Annotated in this window: 15 protein-coding genes; 13 read left to right on the top strand and 2 right to left on the bottom strand. The window is 44.4% G+C overall.

Annotated features, from left to right (window positions below):
- Positions 1–2 precede the first annotated feature (2 nt).
- The 4 genes from WDN47_02605 (at position 3) to WDN47_02590 (ending at position 3,330) form a co-directional block, all read left to right on the top strand.
- Positions 3–1,643: a recombinase family protein gene (locus tag WDN47_02605; protein ID MEJ0021456.1), complete on the top strand. Its 1,641-nt coding sequence runs from the start codon at positions 3–5 to the stop codon at positions 1,641–1,643.
- 17 nt (positions 1,644–1,660) lie between these two features.
- Positions 1,661–2,260: a dihydrofolate reductase family protein gene (locus tag WDN47_02600; protein MEJ0021455.1), complete on the top strand. Its 600-nt coding sequence runs from the start codon at positions 1,661–1,663 to the stop codon at positions 2,258–2,260.
- A 27-nt stretch (positions 2,261–2,287) separates the two neighbouring features.
- Positions 2,288–2,800, top strand: coding sequence for a hypothetical protein (locus WDN47_02595; GenBank protein ID MEJ0021454.1), 513 nt, complete (start codon positions 2,288–2,290; stop codon positions 2,798–2,800).
- A gap of 176 nt (positions 2,801–2,976) precedes the next feature.
- Positions 2,977–3,330 (top strand): hypothetical protein, encoded by a 354-nt coding sequence (locus WDN47_02590; GenBank protein ID MEJ0021453.1) that lies wholly within the window; start codon positions 2,977–2,979, stop codon positions 3,328–3,330.
- 54 nt (positions 3,331–3,384) lie between these two features.
- On the opposite strand, the gene WDN47_02585 is transcribed toward WDN47_02590, so the two are convergent.
- Positions 3,385–4,266: a serine protease gene (locus WDN47_02585; GenBank protein ID MEJ0021452.1), complete on the bottom strand. Its 882-nt coding sequence runs from the start codon at positions 4,264–4,266 to the stop codon at positions 3,385–3,387.
- A 206-nt stretch (positions 4,267–4,472) separates the two neighbouring features.
- On the opposite strand from WDN47_02585, the gene WDN47_02580 reads away from it, so the two are divergent.
- The gene (locus tag WDN47_02580) at positions 4,473–5,450 is read left to right on the top strand and encodes a hypothetical protein (protein MEJ0021451.1); all 978 of its coding nucleotides are present in this window, start codon (positions 4,473–4,475) and stop codon (positions 5,448–5,450) included.
- Between the two features lie 63 nt (positions 5,451–5,513).
- On the opposite strand, the gene WDN47_02575 is transcribed toward WDN47_02580, so the two are convergent.
- On the bottom strand, positions 5,514–5,957 hold the full coding sequence (locus WDN47_02575; protein MEJ0021450.1) for a hypothetical protein: 444 nt from the start codon (positions 5,955–5,957) through the stop codon (positions 5,514–5,516).
- A 424-nt stretch (positions 5,958–6,381) separates the two neighbouring features.
- On the opposite strand from WDN47_02575, the gene WDN47_02570 reads away from it, so the two are divergent.
- The 8 genes from WDN47_02570 (at position 6,382) to WDN47_02535 (ending at position 19,457) form a co-directional block, all read left to right on the top strand.
- Positions 6,382–9,018: a hypothetical protein gene (locus WDN47_02570; protein ID MEJ0021449.1), complete on the top strand. Its 2,637-nt coding sequence runs from the start codon at positions 6,382–6,384 to the stop codon at positions 9,016–9,018.
- An 84-nt stretch (positions 9,019–9,102) separates the two neighbouring features.
- Positions 9,103–9,597 carry a hypothetical protein gene (locus WDN47_02565; GenBank protein ID MEJ0021448.1) on the top strand — a complete coding sequence of 165 codons (495 nt, stop codon included), beginning with the start codon at positions 9,103–9,105 and terminating at the stop codon, positions 9,595–9,597.
- 28 nt (positions 9,598–9,625) lie between these two features.
- Positions 9,626–10,732, top strand: a complete 1,107-nt coding sequence (locus tag WDN47_02560) for a metallophosphoesterase (protein ID MEJ0021447.1) — start codon at positions 9,626–9,628, stop codon at positions 10,730–10,732.
- Between the two features lie 127 nt (positions 10,733–10,859).
- Entirely contained in the window at positions 10,860–11,288 is a 429-nt protein-coding gene (locus WDN47_02555) for a MarR family transcriptional regulator (GenBank protein MEJ0021446.1), read from the top strand.
- Between the two features lie 3 nt (positions 11,289–11,291).
- Complete coding sequence (locus WDN47_02550; protein MEJ0021445.1) at positions 11,292–12,947, top strand: MFS transporter; 1,656 nt, start codon at positions 11,292–11,294, stop codon at positions 12,945–12,947.
- Between the two features lie 81 nt (positions 12,948–13,028).
- Complete coding sequence (locus tag WDN47_02545) at positions 13,029–13,175, top strand: lmo0937 family membrane protein (GenBank protein MEJ0021444.1); 147 nt, start codon at positions 13,029–13,031, stop codon at positions 13,173–13,175.
- 17 nt (positions 13,176–13,192) lie between these two features.
- Entirely contained in the window at positions 13,193–13,522 is a 330-nt protein-coding gene (locus tag WDN47_02540) for a hypothetical protein (GenBank protein MEJ0021443.1), read from the top strand.
- A gap of 190 nt (positions 13,523–13,712) precedes the next feature.
- Entirely contained in the window at positions 13,713–19,457 is a 5,745-nt protein-coding gene (locus tag WDN47_02535; GenBank protein MEJ0021442.1) for a 6-bladed beta-propeller, read from the top strand.
- Positions 19,458–19,512: the final 55 nt, after the last annotated feature.

Genomic DNA, 19,512 nt, shown 5'->3' with positions numbered 1-19,512 from the left:
TTATGATTAAAAAACCCTCTCTAAAACTGAAAACAGGCATTGCTTATATCCGCGAAAGTACTGAGGAGCAGGATAAGGGTTTTTCGCCTGATAACCAAAGGCGATCAATTGAGAAGTTCGCCAGTGAACACAACATTCAAATCGTGGAGTGGTATAAGGATTTGGTGTCAGGCACGGATGCTTTGAAGCGAGACGATTTCCAAAGGATGATTACGGATGCGATGCTACACAAGTTTGAAGTCATCTTGGTTTATCACACCTCTCGGTTTGCTCGCAATGTCAAAGAAGCCAGGCATTACAAAGAATTGCTTAGGAAGAAACTGGGTATTGATGTAACATCAGTAACCCAGAACTTTGGTAATGACTGGAATGATCCGAGTTCTTTTCTAAACGAGGGGATTAACGAATTATTTGATGAGCACACTTCAAGACAGATCAGCTTTTGGGTCAGGAACTCTTTGATGGAGAAACGCACACAAGGCAAACAGACTGGCAATCCGCCAGCGGGATACACGAAAAAGAAAATCGGCTTTGATAAAGAAAAAGGACGGCCGATTTATGATCCAGAATGGCGGATTGATCCTCTCGGAGCAAAGAACGTAAAGAAAATATATTTATTATATGCGACCGGCCGGTATTCGTATGCGGATGTAGCCGTTGAAATGAATAAAGCAAAGGCACGGACTAAATCTGGCCGACCCTATACTTATAGCACTATTAAAGACATCCTAAGCAATAAAGTTTACCTTGGTATGGTATTTTCTCGGAAGAAAAATTACCCGACGATAAAAGGTATTCACCCAGCTATAATTTCGCAAAAGTTGTTTGATAAGGTGCAGGATGCCATAGCTGGCCGCAGGAATACTTTTGGGCGGCCAGTTGCTCAACATAGATTTTATTTACTGCAAGGGTTGGTATATTGCTACTACAGCTATAAAGAGCTTAAGGGCAAGGAGAATGACCCTAACGCCAGAATGCTGCCAAAGATGTATGCCCAATATTACAAGTGGAAGAACGGCGAGTATTTGGCCTATGGTTGTAAATTTAGGAAAGAGAATAAGAGTTGCAAACAACCGATTGTGAAAGCGGACGTGATTGATAAGCAGGTCTTGGATTTTATGGAGGGGTTTAATATACCCTCAGATATTATTGAGCATACGTTATCCAAGCTCAAGGATTTATTTAAGCAAGCCAGCCAATCAGTGAAGGACACCTCGATCGTAGATAAGTTGCAGGCCAGAAAGAAAAAAGTAAACTTTCAATGGCAGAATACCGAAGAACTCACAGAAGCTGAATACCTACAGCAAATCAAGGACATCAATAGCGAGCTGAAAAAATACGAAAGTTTGGGGTTAGTAAATAATAATGGTAAACTTAAGGAAGCTGAATATACAAAAAAGACTGAAAAATTCCTCAAGGACTTCAAACAATTCTGGCACACGATAGATATGGAAGAAAAGCGTGAGTGGATACAAACAACAATTAAACGAATTTGGGTGCAGGATCAAAAGGTTGTAGCCATAGAACCGCACGACGATTTCAAACCATTATTCGTCGCACACAGGAAAGTGGTGGCTAGAGCCCCATCGGGCACCCCAACAAAGGACATTAGCAAAAGCGGAATTGGATTAAGCTATAGTTAGTAATTAATATTTTTTATATGAGAAAAATAGTAGTTCTAGAATTTATGTCGCTTGATGGAGTGATTCAAGCTCCAGGGGGTAAGGACGAGGACCCTTCGGATGGGTTTAAATTTCAAGGATGGACAGTGCCATTCATGGACGAAGCCGGAGGAAAGGAAATGGCCAAACAAATGGGTGGGCCGCTTGATCTGCTCTTGGGGAGAATCACTTATGATATATGGGCCAAATTTTGGCCGTATCATCTGGGCCAGTGGCCAAGCCTTATGAATGCTACCAAGTACATAGTAAGCAATAGCGATATTAAGACCACCTGGGAAAAAACCATTCAAATAAAGGGCGACGTCGCTTCCGAGATAAAGAAATTAAAACAAGGAGACGGCCCCATGCTCCAGGTTTACGGCAGCAGCGTGCTCTGTCAAACGTTATTCGCCAATGATCTAGTTGATGAATTATGGTTAAAGATATTTCCTCTCACACTTGGAAAGGGTAAACGATTATTTGGCGAAGGGACTATCCCGGCAGCTTTCAAGCTTTTGGAATCGAGTGTAACACCGAGTGGTGTAATTATTGCTTCTTATAAAAGAGACGGTGAAATCAAGTTAGGTTCTTTTACCTAGACTACATTTTTTTGATACATTTAGTTTATGGATATTTTTAGACCGGAACAATGGCATGATTTTTTCATAATGGTTGGCGGCGGAGCAGCGGCTCTTGCAGGATTGGTATTCGTGGCCATGTCGATCAATCTTGGCATCATTACTAGGGACCCCACGCACAAAAATCGTGCAATAGGAACCCTGACGGGTTTTACAGCCGTCTTCATGATTTGTGCTTTTGTCCTAATCGGGGGCCAAAATCATAAAGCGATCGGTATTGAATGGTTGGGCGTTTCGGTTATTGCGACATATATTTATATCAGAGGATACATCCGAGCTATTAGAATAGGCCGGAGCTCCGTGGGACTTAGAATTGGCCGGTTGATTTTTGGCACAGTTTGTTATGTAACTCAGGTAATAGGTTCAAGTTTATTTATATTTGGACACATTGCCGGACTTTACATCGCGTCTATAGCGATGGTAGTTTCCTTCGCTTCTCTTATTTCAGGTGCCTGGCTCCTGATAGTTGGCATTCATGAGGTTCAGCTCAAGGTGAAGTAAAAAACCATGACATCAATTGATTGGAATGCAAAAGTGAATGAGGGTGCTTTGATTCTCGCATCTATCACAAAAGGAAAAAGATCGACTTAACCGAAATTGAAGTTAAGCATAAGAACAAATAACCGCAGTTCTAACATCCTGCACGATGCGACCCAATTAAAATTTTAATTTAATCCATGAAAAAAATAAATTTAGGTTTCCTAAGTTTATTTAGTTCGATAATTAGTATCGTGACCGCTATAATTGTTACTTGGTCATCTTATGATATTAACAAGGTCTGGTTAGTTTATCGTGGGGTCAGTGAATCTGTTCAATCGCTGGGTTTTTTGATAGCACCTCTTGCTTGGATTCTTGCTCTTATGTTCGGCTTGCTTAGTTTTTATTTCGAAAAAGGCAACGCTAAAAAACTTAAGCTGGCAAAAGTCGGCATCATCGCGAGCTTACTTTTAGCCTTATTTTTAGGGTTTTATATTGCTTATTTATTAAAACATGCCTGCAATGGATATTCTTACATGGATTGCCCTAGTTAGTAAGATCGTAAAAGGATCTTGATCCAAAACAAAAAACCGCCCATAAAGGCGGTTTTATTTTGCCGTGATAACTGCGGCCGGTGCTGAAGCTGTAAATCCTTCATTTTTGTTTACCTGATATCCTTGCCCCTGCAGCCACGAATTGATCGTAGTAGCAGGAATCAGATAGCTTTGCATAAATTGTCCTTTGGAATCAATCCATCTGCCTGACATTATCCCTAAGAATTTTCCGCTGGCATCAAAAGCACCGCCGCCGGAACTTCCCAGGTTGATCTTGGCCGAACTTTTGATCCATTTTAGCAATCCCGGATTTTTATCGGAATAGGCAAACCCGTTTATCTGGCCTTGGCTATACGTCAAAGGAATATTGGAATTCGCAGAAGTGCCGTTTGCCGGGTAGCCCAGGGTTTCTACGCTGTCTCCGATTTGAAATCTATAATTAACGGGGTCGATGCTGTTGTTTCCTAATTGAATGAATCCCATGTCAGGAAATTCATTTATCGCCATATCCGTGATGCTCTTAAAACCAGCAGGAGTAAATTTTCCAACTAATGTTATGATGGCCAGATCTAACTCTTGGCTGAATTTTCCTTGTTCATGCCCGAGTAAACCGTATGGATTCGCAACGTAACTGCAGTCAGGCAAATTGTTGATCACCATGCTCGTGCAAAAAACAACACGGTATCTTACAGGTGACAAAACTGCATTCTCAACAACGTGATAGTTCGTGAGAATGTTCCGGCTATCAATGGCAACTCCCGAGCCGGTCGAAATGTATTTGTTCGTCAATGTATCATAGATCTTGATTGCGACAACAGACTTAACATTATTCTGGCCAACAGCCGCAAAAACGGCATGACTAGGAATAAAAGTTAATACAGTACAAACAACCATTGTTGCACTGACTATTGAATTGTTGAATTTATTATTGATCATGGAAATCCGCTTAATTGGCACAAGACCTCGTAAAAGGCTGAATTCATATTGACCTATAAGTATATCATACTTTAAGAGAATTGTCAAGGATGCTGTAAGGGTTCTCGTCAGGTGTTTGTTTAGAGGATAAAACAGGCCTTTAATAGGCTAATCGCCCCACCTCGGAAGCTTGTGTTTTTGTTTCAATAAAATGTTAAACTCTATGTATGGAAAACGAAAAAGACCCAAGAGAACAAAATGCGAAAGAGGCGGAAGCTCGTCCCATAGAAGAACGCATAAAAGAGACCGGCTCAGAAATGAAATATTTTGAAACAGACCCTTACCCCGAACACCTCAAGGAAGGAGTACGCCTGAAGATGATGCTTGATATTATGAAGCATGAGGCGAAAAAGCAGCCGGGCTTGTCGGAGGATGAATATGCGAAACGTGCGGAAGAGATAGACGGCTGGCTGACCGATCCCGAAAAATATCAAATGAGCGGCAGTCTGCGTGATATCTTAAACAAGATCTGGGCGGACTTCAGAGGCTTCAAGCTCAAATTCGGCATAGTGGAAATCCTTACCGCATCTAATGTTGACGTAAAGGAAGAAACTTTGCCTCTTGATTCGCTGGTTTACATGGATTATTTTACGACCAAGGTCCTTAAGATCGCCGGAGAAGACGGCGGTATCGGCGGAACGACCGGAAGCATCAGCGCTGCCGGGGCAAGAAAATATTTCAAAGAGCATCCGGATAAATTTGAGGAAATAAGAGAGCGGACAAATTCAAACTTTTCTACTGAATCTGTTCCCCGGGAATATGACAAGATCCTGGTGTATAGGAATAAAGACGAAAGCGGCCAGGAACGATTGATCGTGCTTGACGGCAATGGGAGGCTTACCCGTAAAATTACGCAGGCTCCGGATGACGAACAGCAGAATATCAGGGCATGGGTGGTCACAAAAACCGACGACAAGCCCCTTCATGGCTACTGGATCCCGACAAGCAGGTTTGCAGATAAACTTGAAGAGGCATCGAGAGCAGAATCAGAGCAGGAAAGAAGCATCGTTAAAAAGCAGATATTCGATCTGTTCAGGATATCGCCGGGGGTAGGCCCGAGAGAATTGGAGCGCGCGTCTTCGGTCAACCCCGAATTTGCGGAAGAAGTATTGCACGAATGGGCAAGCCCCAGGCCATCAGAATAATATATTTTTGGTCTAAAAAAATCACCATGAATCTTGGTGATTTTTTTGATTAATTGAAAATAATTAATATTTCGGCGGCGGCGGGGTCGGGCACGGATTTGGAGGAGGAGGCGGAGGCGCTATATCGTCATTGGTGATCGTGCAGGTCTGACTGTCAAATGGCGCAAGCGTGCCGGTACAGCCGGCGGAAAAAGTGGCTGTGTAGCCTGCAGGCCCGGACTCGGTCACATTATATGTACCGTCTGAGATAATTGTTCTGTCAGTTCCGGGTGATTCTTGGCCCGGAAAAGAAGCAGGATGAGGGTCTAAAGGATTAAGAGGATTGATTACCGTAACTCCGCTAATCGTCATCGTAAAATCAGAAGCAGTTGCAGTGCCGCCGTTATCATTGATCACATGCTTGATCACAGTAAGGAAAGCCGGAGGCTGAACCGCAGCCGAACTTAATCTTGGCAAGACTAGCGCAAAGGCAACAACTAATATTGCTGATGAAATTTTTTTAAGCATTTTCAGTTTCTATTTAATTATTTATATGGTCCGACCTTTATACATTGTATATTAGACTATATTTTCAAAACAAATATTGCCAAAATATACAAGACTATTGTGAATTTGATCTGAAAATTAGTTAAAATATCCAAAACCGTTTAACAATGTTTTATTGTTGTCCAGATCCGAATCTTTTCCTTTTAGGATAAACCTTACGGTGACAACTTGCAGCTGTTGACTTTAACCTTTAAAGAAAGTATACTTATTAATCGCAAGTGGATAATCGCGAAAAGCTCCGTAGTATCGGGGAATTGGCATAAAAACCAACAAAAAGGCTGAATCATCCGTATTCAGCGATTTTTTATACCTATTATAGATTGCAGTTTTAAATGTATGTGTTATAACAATATATAGATAACTTATTGAATTGAAAGGTAAATAAATGAAAAATCATGTCTTAAAAATTTATGCTTTTGCCGCCATTTTGGCTTTATTCCTTGTTATAAATCCGGCCTTGGCGCAGGGGAGTTTGTCATTATCTCAAACCAATGTTTTTTTGAACGTCGGACAAAATACGACTGTGACAGTATTCCCGCCGTCCGGCGAGATAGTGAACGTAACTATGATCTCTAATACATATGTGGCCTATGCCAATGTCAGCAACAACGTCGTGACCATATACGGCCTGGCAAACGGCACTTCCCAGATCCAACTGGGAACTTTTGACAATTATACCGCAACGATCAGCGTCACCGTGGGCGACGGCAATACCAATCCGAATAATGGCAATGGCATCAGCTTAAGCCAGAACAATGTGAGTTTGAATATCGGACAAAGCTCTTCCGTCAGCATCTTGAACAACAATAATTCAAATTTCAACTCTTATTATATTTCCAATAATTCCAATAATAATGTTGTCAGCGCCAGCATATCCGGGAACTTAATAAATCTTTTTGGTCAAAATTCCGGAAGCACTACTATCACGGTTTATTCAAGCCAGAATCCCGGTATTTTTGCGACTTTGTTCGTCACCGTCGGCGGCGGCAACAGCTTCGGGAGTTTAACGTTCAGCCAAAGCAGTGTTTCGCTGAACGTGGGCCAGAGCGCCTCGGTCAGCATTTTTGGCAATAATAATTCAAATTTTAACTCGTACTTTATATCCAGCAATTCGCAAAGTTTTGTTGCCTCAGCTTCGATCAGCAATAACCTGCTGACGATCACGGGGAACAGCATCGGCTCAACAAGCATTGTAGTCAACTCTGCGAATAATCAATCAGGAACGATCTTTGTGACGGTCGGGGGCGGGAACAATACGGGAACGATCAGTTTCAGCCAGAACAACGTCAATTTGAACACCGGCCAATCCGCTTCCATCAGCATCTTTAACAGTAATAATTCGAATTTCAACACATACTTTATTTCCAATAATTCCAACGGCAATGTGGTTACCGCGTCCGTCTCGGGAAGCACCATCAATCTTAATGGTCTGAATTCGGGCAGCAGCACGATCACAGTTTATTCCAGTCAGAACTCAGCCAATTTTGCGACCCTGTTCGTCACCGTCGGCGGCGGCAACGGCTTCGGGAGTTTAAGTTTCAGCCAAAGCAACGTATCAATGAACGTCGGACAAAACTCTTCTGTCAGCATCTTTAATAATGTCAGTTCGATCACTAATACATACTATATATCGAACAATTCCAACAGCAGCGTTGTCAATGCCAATATCTCAGGAAGCACCATAAATCTTTATGGTCAAAATCCGGGGAGCGCTTCCATCACGGTTTATTCGAGCCAGAACTCCAGTCTGTTTGCGACTTTGTTCGTCACGGTCGGCGGTAGTAATAATTTTGGGAATTTAAGTTTCAGTCCAAATAACGTATCTATGAACGTCGGACAAAGTACTTCTGTCAGCATCTTTAATAATATTAACTCCGTCTCCAACACATACTATATATCGAACAATTCCAACAGCAGCGTTGTCAGCGCCAGCATTTCCGGAAACACGATAAACCTTTACGGGATGAATCCCGGCAGTACGACGATCACGGTTTATTCCACTCCGAATTCAACTCTGAATTCGAGCAATTCGGGCACCCTGTTCGTCACGGTCGGCGGCAGCGGCAGCAATGGAACTATCAGTTTCAGCCAGAACAACGTGAATCTGAATATCGGCCAAAGCACCTCGATCAGTATCTTCAACAACCTTAATTCAAGTTTCAACACTTATTATATTTCAGGCAACACCAACAGTAATGTCGTCAGCGCCAGCATTTCCGGAAACACGATAAACCTTTACGGGATGAATTCCGGCAGCACGACGATCACGGTTTATTCCAGCCAGAATTCAAGCAATTTGGGAACGCTCTATGTTATTGTCGGAGGTTATAACAACAATTCCGGAACTCTGTATTTTTCCAGCCTGACCCCGACGCAGGCAGTAGCGGGACAATATTACAATTACCAATTGCAAGTTTTAGGAGGCACCAGTCCTTATAGTTTTAGCCTCAATAGCGGCAGCATGGCTCCCGGCCTGCTGGTTGCTTCAAACGGGAACATTGTCGGCACACCCACAATTGCGGGAAATTATAACTTCACTGTCCGGGCTTCCGATTACATCGGCCGTTCTGTGATCTCAGGCACCATGTACATCAATGTGCTGAACAATTTTTCTTATCCGGGCAATGTCGCAGGAACCAGCATTTATTCCAATGGCACGCTGCTGAATGATAACGGAACCATATATATTGTGTATAAAAATACAAAGACCGGATTCGGGAACCTGGCCGCATTCCGGGGATTGGGTTTCAAGCTTAGCAATGTTATCGTCGGCTCTGATCCCAGCCTGATCAATTCAGGTTTCATTATCGGATCGGCCAACATGGCGCACCCGTGGGGCTCCTGGATTAAAAACGGCAGCACCGTTTACTTTGTCCACGATCAGGGATTGATACCGATCTCAAGCCACGACGTATTTATAAACAACGGCGGCCGCGACAATCTGGTGGTTGCCGCCAATGCCTACGATCTGACTAAACCGATCTTGGATATAATGAGTAATAGTGATCCGAGGCTGCGATAAATAACTTTAATAACAAAGAGCATTAGCGAAAGCTGATGTTTTTTTGTTATAATTCAGTCAAAGTATTAATCTAATCTGAAACCTATGAAGAAAATAATCTTTCTGGTGCTGGGACTGGGTCTGTTGGCAGCGGCGTGTAATTCGCAAACCGCGGCCCCTAATCCCAGCTCTGTTCCCGCAAAGACGCCTGCTCCGTCTTCAGTTACTTCGCTAGCCTTAATTAATAACTCGGGTTCAACAAACGCTTTGCCCTTTGCAATAAGGATCTTTTCGGACGGCAGCGCTTCCGCGCTCGTGCAAAGTAACCCGGGTCAGGATTTTAAAGCCGGGACGATAGACACAAAAAACCTGCTGTCCCTGTTGCAGAAGGCAGGGGATGTCAGCAAGCTCAAAGAACATTGCGTCAAATCGGTCTCCTTCGGCACAAGCACTATTATTACCTATAACGGGAAGACCAGCGGGGATATTTCCTGCAGTACCACCGGCGCCGCAAAGGATCTGTATGATTTTATAAATCAAATAGAACAGCAGCTGAAGATTTCGGCGAACAGGCTTCAGAGTGCGACCCCGGTGAAATAATATAAATACTCTTTAGAAAGAAAGTAATTTGAAAATACCGCAGATAGCAATATTTATCTCGATAATTTTCGGGATCTTATTATTGGCGCACTTCGTGGTTTACGAAGCCGCTTTTTTGGTTTTTCCGGTTTTTGCGGGCAAATTCTTAATATACCTTAGAATAGCAGTTGTCGCATTGCCGGCCATATTCATCGGGTCAATTGCAATTTCTTTTCAGTTCAACAATTTTTTTATCCGCACGCTTTACAAGTTAATGGCTGTTTGGATCGGACTAGTCTTGTATCTGTTCCTGGCAGGAGTAGTTTTGGGCTTCGCCAGTTTCATTTTCGCGAACTTGCAAACCCAGGGAGAAATACTATTCGGACTGGCAATTTTAATTGCGGCTTACGGCGTCATCCATTCGCAAATAATAAAGATCGTAAAAGTAAAGATCAGCCTGCGTAATTTACCCGATGCTTGGAACAACCGCCTGATAGTTTTTGTCTCTGATCTGCATTTAGGCCATGTCCGCGGGCAAAGATTCGCGGAAAGAGTCGCAAACAGAATAAATGAGCTCAATCCGGAAATTGTGCTGATCGGCGGGGACCTTTACGACGGGGTAAAAGTTGATAACGCAAAGATCATCAAGCCTCTGAAAAAATTGTCGGCGCCCAAAGGAGTTTATTTTGTTACCGGCAATCATGACGGCTTTTCCGTAAAAGCGACCGAAGAAGATGTGGCGACGATCGCAAAATCGGGGATTAAAGTTTTGCAAAATGAACTTATAAAAATAAACGGCGTGCAGCTCATCGGAGTTGATTATAAACAGACGGCAGATCCCAAGCGATACAAAGAGGTTTTGGACCGGATGAAAATTGACCCAAATTCCCCCTCCATCCTGATCAAACACGTTCCGGATAATGTTGACATCGCTTCTGGTGCGGGAATTTCGTTGCAAATATCGGGACATACTCATCGGGCCCAGATGTGGCCGCTGCGATTTATCCCAAGATTGATCTATAAAGGCTTTGATTACGGACTTAAAAGATCGGGCCTAATGCAAGTTTTTATATCAAGCGGAGTGGGGACCTGGGGTCCGCCGCTGCGGGTCGGGACAAATTCAGAAATTGTTTTAATCACGTTAAATAAAGCTTAATTCGCATCTGCCCAAAATGTTGATGTAAATGCTTAAGAGTCCGTCGATCGGGCTGTTTTTTGTTTGCCCCTTGACAGAATTCGTTAGGTGGCTTATAATTAGGTAGCTAATCAATTTAGCGAATATTATGGCTGAATCCAAATCATTAAAATTATTGCTGTTTAGCCTGGTAAAACAGGCCAAAGCCGATATCGAGCGCCAGTTTACTGAGGCGGGCATTTCCATCACGCCTTTTCAGTATGGAGTGCTTTCGATTCTTAAATACAGTCCCATAACCCTGGCTGATATCGCAAAGAAGCTCGGAATAAGATCGCCTTCCTTGGTTCCTTATATTGATGAATTGCAGAAAAAAGGAATGATATCGCGCCATGCGGACAAGCAGGACAGGCGGAAGATCCAGCTGAGTTTGACCGTAAAAGGCAAAGCACTGCTCAAACATATTATCAAAGACCATCCTACTGATCTTTTAAACCAGGCATTTAAAAAACTGTCAAAGGAAAAACAGGGACAACTGCTGTTTTTGCTGAAAGAATTAACCGATAACCTCACTAAATAATCTATGAATAAATTCCTCAAATGGGTGCCGCTTTTGGTCATGAGCTTGGCTCTGACGATCATCATTCTGGACACCACGATCCTGAACGTCACTTTGCGCACAATAATCGGCGATCTGCATACCACGATCCAAAAGATCCAGTGGGTCATCACGGCGTATGCACTGATGCTGTCCGCTTTCACCATCACCGGCGGAAGGTTGGGTGATCTGTTCGGCCGGAAAAAAATGTTCGTTATCGGCGCGATCATCTTTGCCGTCGGCTCGTTTATGACTTCCATCGCACATACAGTGGGCTTCATGATCCTGGGCGAGGCAATCGTTGAAGGCATTGGCGCGGCCCTGATGCTGCCGGCCACAGCCTCGCTGCTTAGATCGACTTACAAAGACCGCGATCTGCAGATAGCTTTTGGGATCTGGGGCGGGATCATCGGCGGAGCGGCAGCTCTAGGGCCGGTCATCGGCGGATGGTTTACCACGAACTACAGCTGGCGCTGGGCATTCCGGATAAATGTAGTTGTGGCGGCGATCCTGGTGCTGTCCTCGGTATTGATCAAAGAATACCGCGAGACTGAAGAAGCGCCGAGCATTGATATTGTCGGCGTCCTGCTTTCGGCTCTCGGAATGCTGTCCTTGGTGTTCGGGTTCATCCAGACGTCCACTTACGGCTGGTTGCACGCCGTATCACCTTTGGTTATTTTTAACCATACCGTAAACTTGGGCGGGATCTCCGCCGCTCCTTTGTTCATGCTGATCGGCATAATTATTTTGGGAGTGTTTGCCTGGTGGGAAAATATCCGCGAGTTGTCCGGGCGCACACCCCTTGTTTCTTTGAATTTATTCAAAAACTCCACATTTATCACGGGTTCGGTGGTTTCGGGCATTCTGGCTCTGGGGCAGGCGGGCTTAAGTTTTTCGGTCCCGGTCTATCTGCAGTCTGTCTTAAGCTTCAATCCGATCCAGACGGGTATTGCCATGATACCGATGACGATCGTAATTTTGGTCGGCGCCCCGCTTTCCACTTGGATCAGCAAATTCACAACGCCCAAAAGGATAATCCAATTCGGCATTATCCTTGATGCGATCGCGTTTTTTATTCTGCGCCAAAGCCTGCATGTCGGCGCCAGCGCCTGGGCCATGGCTCCGGGATTTGCTTTGTTCGGACTTGGTGTGGGTTTGATATTCGGCCAAGCCAGCAACCTGACTTTGTCCGCGGTTTCCGTGGAGCAGTCAGGCGAAGCTTCGGGAGTGAACAGCACCATCCGGTCCTTGGGCCAAACGCTTGGTTCGGCGATCCTTGGCGCGATCCTGATCTCGGCTTTATCAGCCAATCTGATCAGCGGCGTCAATAAAAGCTTGGTCATACCGCAGGATATAAAACCAACAGTTGCGCAGGCGGTGACTGCACAGTCTTCAAACATTGAGTTTGGCAGCGGAGCGAATTTGGGCGGCGCGATCCCGCAATCGATCGGAGGCGAAATAATTTCGATCAGCCACCAGGCAACAGTAGACGCGACCAGGTCAGCACTCGGGTTTGGAACATTATTTATCCTGTTGGCGCTGTTGGTCTCAATCAAATTGCCGTCGGCACCGAAAGTAACCGCAGAGTCAGTGCTAAAACTTCACCACGAACATTTCAAGCAATTACATTCGCTAGGCTAATTTTATAATATTCGGCCGGGATAGTTATTTTGATTTGTTTAGTATACAATATTAATAAGTTTTCATAATTAAAAAGAATCTATGCTTCTAACAATAGCGGGAATACTTATTGTTCTTTGGGTTGCGGGTTTGTTTTTGCATTTGCTGGGCGGGTTCATACACATCATACTCGTCATTGCAGTTATATTTTTGATAGCGCATTTCCTCAGAGGGAAAAAAGCATCTTAAACTCAACTATAAATTTTATGCCAGAGCGAAGAGATTTTGAGCATGAAGACAGTCCGGAAAGAAAAGACATAAGTCCGGAAAACCAAGCCCGGATCGACGAGCTTGCGGCGATATTGTCAAAGGCCGCTTCTGAGGTCGATTCCAATGCTGCTTCTGATCGTTCTGATTTTGATCAATTAAATCTGAATAAAAAGAAATTTGCTCAGGAGTTTGTTAAAGAACACTCCGATGCCAAAGATTATCAGTTGTATCACTTGCTGATAGGAAGCAGGATTCAAGGATCGAAGTTTGATACCGAAGATAATGAAATTGAAAATTATATCCGGAGTTTAAGAAAAGAGGATTAACCCTTAGCTCCTGCAAAAAACGCCAGCAATGCTGGTTTTTTTGTTTCCCAAGATAATAAGGCGTCCTCTTGCTTTTTTTTCTTCCATGTGCTATAATTATATTAATAAGTGATTAGTTGGGCTTGAAACAAAAACACAATTGACCGGAAATAATAAGTTAATTTCAATAGCATTGAAATTTCTTCCAGCAATGCCTTTTTTGCTGGCGGTTTTCTTTGCTTTGGCCATTCTGGCTCCGCATAAAGCTCTTGCGGTTACCCCTGATCAGATCTCCGGGCTTAAACTTTGGATGGATGCATCCAATGGAGTTACCAAAGACGGCACGACCCCTGCAATTGATGGGGACACTGTCCAACAATGGAATGACCGTTCTTTAGGAGCAAACAACGCAACACAGTTAACGGCAGGCAGCAGACCCACGTATAAAACTAATATTATAAATAGTCATCCGGTTCTTAGATTCAATGGGGCGCAAAATATGGATACGTCTTCATTTCTTGATTCTTCATTCGATACGAGTTTTACGTTTTTTATCGTACAGACCAAAACAGATGAAGATTTAGAGCTTACCACAAGTAATCAGGGAGCTGCCTGGTTCAGCGGCGGTATCAGTAATAGTGCTAACGCCATTTTGGCACAGACGGGTAATCTTACAGCGCCGCGTACACAAGTCGCCATGCCATCACCGGGATCTGCCCTGATATCGGATCCCACAATTGAAACTTTCTCGTATGATGGCACGCATGCCCGGCTGCGCTTTAACGGTTCTGAAAAACCCGGTGTGGCATCAGGTAATTTAGGCTTGAGCGGTGCCTTAACGATCGGTTCCATTTCCGGCGGCGGTTATAATTTACATGGCGATATAGCTGAAATTATTATTTACAACAGTGCGCTATCTAGGGTACAGATCGGACAAATTGAATCTTACCTGATGGCCAAATATGGAATAGCTTCAATACCCTCAAATCCTCTTCTTATTTTCGACGGCGATTCCATAACTCAGGGTTACCTGGCAAGTACGGGACAAGATTATCCAAGTCAGGTGCAAGCCATTCTTGGTCCTGGGCCAACTTATCAAAATATGGGCGGATCTTCGCGAACGCTACTTGATATGATCAACGATGCGCCTGCTCAAATTGATCCTGAATTTCTGGGTGCGGATACAACTAATATTGTGACTCTGATGGGCGGGACTAATGATTTGCATTTTGGAGCAGATGCAATCACAACGTACAATCGTATTGTTTCGTACGCGCAGGCCAGGAGAGCGGTCGGTTTTAAAGTAATTGTAAATACAATACTCCCCAGGACCGAACCTACGCTCCCTACGTTCGAAGCAGACAGACAAACTGTTAACAGCTTGCTTCGGGCTAATTGGCCGAGCTTTGCAGACGGCCTTTCAGATATTGCATCGAGCAGCGTGATGGGTCAGCCCGGGGAAGATTCAGATACAACGTATTATCACGATGGCATTCATCCAACCGATGCCGGATACGGAATTTTAGCCGGTTATGTTGCTGCAGCAATTCAGAAAATCATAAGTCCAGTTGCCACATCTTTTACTTCCGTGCAAGACGGCAATTGGAATGACGGAGCGACCTGGGGCAATACCTCTCCCGGAGTTGCCGGTGCTGATTTTCCAGGTCCCACAGATAATGCGACCGTCGAAAACACAGTGACGCTGACACAAGACCAATCCATCCAAGACATCACTGTCTCTGCCGGCAGCACTTTAAATCTCGCAGCACACACTCTTTCGTCATCAGGGGACTTTACGAACAACGGCACTGTCACCGGCGATGCCACTTTCAACAACAACAGCTCCAACAACGGCACTGTCACCGGCGTTGCCACTTTCAACGATACGAGCGTCAACTCCGCCGATATCTCCGGCAATCCTGTTTTTAATGATACAAGCCAAAACAGCGGCACTATTACCGGCAATCCTGTTTTTAATGATACAAGCGCCAACAACACTGATATAATCGGCAATCCTATTTTCAATGATACAAGCTCTAATGCAGGCACCGTGACCGGCGATGCTACGTTCACCTATGCTTCAGGCGGTCTGGTTACTCTCACCGGTCAACAAGTTTGGGGAATAGTTAATGGCAGGGCTCTAGATGTGAGCGGTAATCTGATCACTCAGTTTATCTTCAGGGATCAAAGTGCGAACTTTGCGACTATCTCCAACAATCCTATTTTCTATGATTCAAGCTACAATCAAGGCACTGTTACCGGCGACACCATTTTCAATGGTTCAAGCACCAACAGCGGCACTGTTACGGGGAATGCCGTGTTCAATGATTCCAGTTACAATCCGAGTTTAGTATCCGGAGATGCCACTTTCACTTCTGCTTCAGGCGGGGCAATCACTCTTTCGGGCAGTCAAACTTGGGGAAGAGTCAACGGCAGAGCCCAAGATGTGAGCGGTAATCTGATCACTCAGTTTATCTTCAATGATACAAGCCGCAATGATAGTACCACTATCACCGGTGATGTTACTTTCAATGATTCAGCCTTCAGCCTTGGCACCATCAATGGCGATACCATTTTCAATGATTCAAGCACTAACGACGGATTTATCAACGGCAACCCCGTTTTCAATGGTTTAAGTGAAAATTTAGGCAGTGTTACCGGCAATCCCACCTTCAATGATGCAAGTGGAAATTTTTATACTATGGATCCTTCTGTCGTCGGTAATGCCAGCTTTAAGGGTACAAGCATCAACTACGGCACCGTCAATGGTAATGCCTGTTTCGCACCAGGTGCAAGTAATTTTCCCGGATATGGTGTTGTGACGGGTGTCACTACAGTATGTTCAACTTTCATTCCAAATGTCTCTGCATCTTTTACCTCAGTACAAGACGGCAACTGGAATGACGGAGCGACCTGGGGTTTTCTATCACCAGGAGCTGCCGGTGTTGATTATCCGAACTCAATTGATGATGCAACGATTGAAAACGAAGTAGCACAGACCCAAGATCAATCCGTCCATGATATCACTATATCCGGCAGCGGCACTTTAGATCTGGGAGCAAACACCTTCTTCGTTTCAGGGAACTTTAACAATAACGGCATTTTAAACGCCCAAACTTCTACCGTTGTTCTCAACGGCACAAATCAAACCATACTTGGACCTAATACTTTCCATAACTTAACCAAAATCACAAATACTGCAGATACTCTCTCCTTTGACCCGGCCAATACGACCACTCTCACAGGCACACTTACTCTTACCGGTGTTTCTACGGGACTGCTGACTGTGAACAATTCGCCAGGCGCGGGTCAACCTGTCTTTGATTCAAATATCGGGAGAGACGTATTCTCACTTGGAGGAAATCTCAATTCACCCGTAATTATTGCGAATGACTCTTCCGATAATATGTACGTCTTAGATCGCTGGAATAACCGCATTGAAAAATTTGATCCGAACCACAATTTTCTGTTTGCATTCGGCTGGGGAGTGCAAGATGGGACGACGCCTGAATTGCAAACATGCACTACTTTAACCGGTTGTTATGCCGGGTTGCTTGGTTCAGGCGACGGCGAATTTAATTTTCCTCAAGGCATTGCCGTTGACTATTTAAATAATATTTATGTCGCCGACTCCGGCAATAATCGCATCCAGAAATTTGACTCGGCAGGCAATTATATTACCCAGTGGGGAAGCGAGGGTTCCGGCCCCGGACAGTTTGAAATGCCTGATCAGACATATCAAGGCATTGCAACCGACTCTTCCGGTAATGTCTATGTCGCCGATTCCGGCAATAATCGCATCCAGAAATTTGATTCATCTGGTAATTTTCAAAGCGAGTGGGGTACTTTTGGTACTGCCGACAACGAATTTAATTTTCCTCAAGGCATTGCGGTTGACCATTTAAATAATATTTATGTCGCCGATTACTTCAATCACCGCATCCAGAAATTTGATTCCGCAGGCAATTTTCTTGGCAAGTGGGGAAGTAATGGTTCAGGTGATAGCGAGTTTGGAGGACCTACTGGAATTAATGCCGATTCTTCAAATGACATTTATGTCACAGATTATTTTAATGATCGCGTTCAGAAATTCAACCCTGCTGGTGGTTTTCTGCTCACATTCGGCTGGGGAGTGCAGGATGGAGCAAATCAATTTGAAGTTTGCACAGAATTAACAATACCTTGTCGGGCCGGACTTGATTCGGGAGAGGAAGGCGCATTTCAGGGTCCTGTAACTATTTCATCTGACTCATCTTTTGTCTACGTCTCGGATGACGGAAAGAATGGTATCCAGAAATTTGATTTTTCGGGTAATTTCATTTCGAAATTTGTAAATAAGGCGCCGGAGAAAGCATTGGGTTATCCCAGTGATGTTGCATTCGATGCCTCGGGCAACATCTACATCACTGATAGTTTTAATAACCGCATCCAGAAATTTGACTCGGGAGGCAATTTTCTTCTCACTTTTGGCTGGGGAGTGCAGGATGGAGCAAATATGTTTCAAATTTGTACACTAAACTGTCATGTCGGGATTCCAGGTTCCGGCAACGGGGAATTTAGCGGTCCAACAGGTCTTGCTTTTGATTCATCAAACAATCTCTATGTTGTAGAAACCGACAATAATCGCATCCAGAAATTTCACCCGAACGGCAATTCCTACACGATTACCTCGTGGGGAAGTCCCGGCTCAGGAGACGGGCAGTTCAACTCACCTCAAGGAATCGCAATTGACTCTTCTGATAATATCTATGTTGCAGATTCCCTAAATAATCGCGTCGAAAAATTTGATCCTTCCGGCAATTTGCTTCTCCAGTGGGGAAGTCCCGGCTCAGGTGAAGGACAATTTAGCATACCTTCTGAGTCATTTCAAGGCATTGCAACAGACTCTTCCGGTAATATTTATGTCACAGATATAGACAATAACCGCATCGAGAAATTCGATTCTGATGGCAATTTCCTCTCCACTTTCGGCTGGGGAGTGCAGGATGGAGCAAATCAATTTGAAATTTGCACAGAACTAACGACACCTTGTCAGGCCGGGATATATGGTTCAGATGACGGCCAACTTGCTAATCCGCAAGGCATTGCAATAGACTCTTCCGGTAATATCTATGTTACGGATGCAGACAATAATCGCGTCCAGAAATTTGATCCTTCAGGCAATTTCATTACCCAATGGGGAAGCGGGGGCCCTGGCGATGTAGAGTTTAGCTTTATTTCCGGTATTGCTATAGACTCTTCCGGTAGTATCTATGTTGCAGATACTCGGAACGGCCGCATTCAGAAATTCACCACAGGTTCCTCTGCCTGGACCCTAGACTCCCAAGGTTCAAGCGTACTATCATATCTCTCCGTATCCTCATCTCATGCTACATCCGTGGTCACCTGCACCAATTGTATTGATGGGGGAGGCAATATCAACTGGAATTTCGGTGGTTCAACTCCGCCCCCTCCGCCTCCACCTCCACCTTCTGGCGGAGGAGGCCCAACCTGTTGTGCCCCATATGTACCACCAGGTACGAATCAGCAGGCTTCCAATACCCTAACATCAGACGGCTCTCTTCTGCTGGACCATGGGGTGATCTATGTCATGTCCCAGGGCTTTAAACGTCCTTTTGTCTCTATGGCCGTATTCACAGCCCTAGGATACAAACTATCCAATGTCATACGAGCAGACACGAGTGCTATTCCTGAAGGGGAATCCATCCTTTCTTCCAACATCAGGCACCCGGTAGGAGCTTTGATTCTTAATCAGGGAACCGTATATCTTCTGGGCACTGATCTTCGGTACGGTTTTCCGTCTGAAGTAGTCTTCTACTCCTATGGCTATCAATTCAAAGACGTGCTCCCTGCCAACAGCCTGGATCTGCTGCTCCCCCAAGGACCCATTGTTCAAATGAACAATTCTGGACAAGTACCCAGTTTTCCTAGTACGGGAGGGGGACCCGCTAACTAAAACAAAGAAGTTTTAATAGATCACATCTTAAATTATTATGGGGCCTGAAACAAAA

It is taken from the genome of Candidatus Doudnabacteria bacterium (assembly GCA_037200925.1).
GTDB lineage: Bacteria > Patescibacteriota > Doudnabacteria > UBA920 > O2-02-FULL-48-8 > JBDTSL01.
This window is presented reverse-complemented; position numbering and strand designations above follow the sequence as displayed.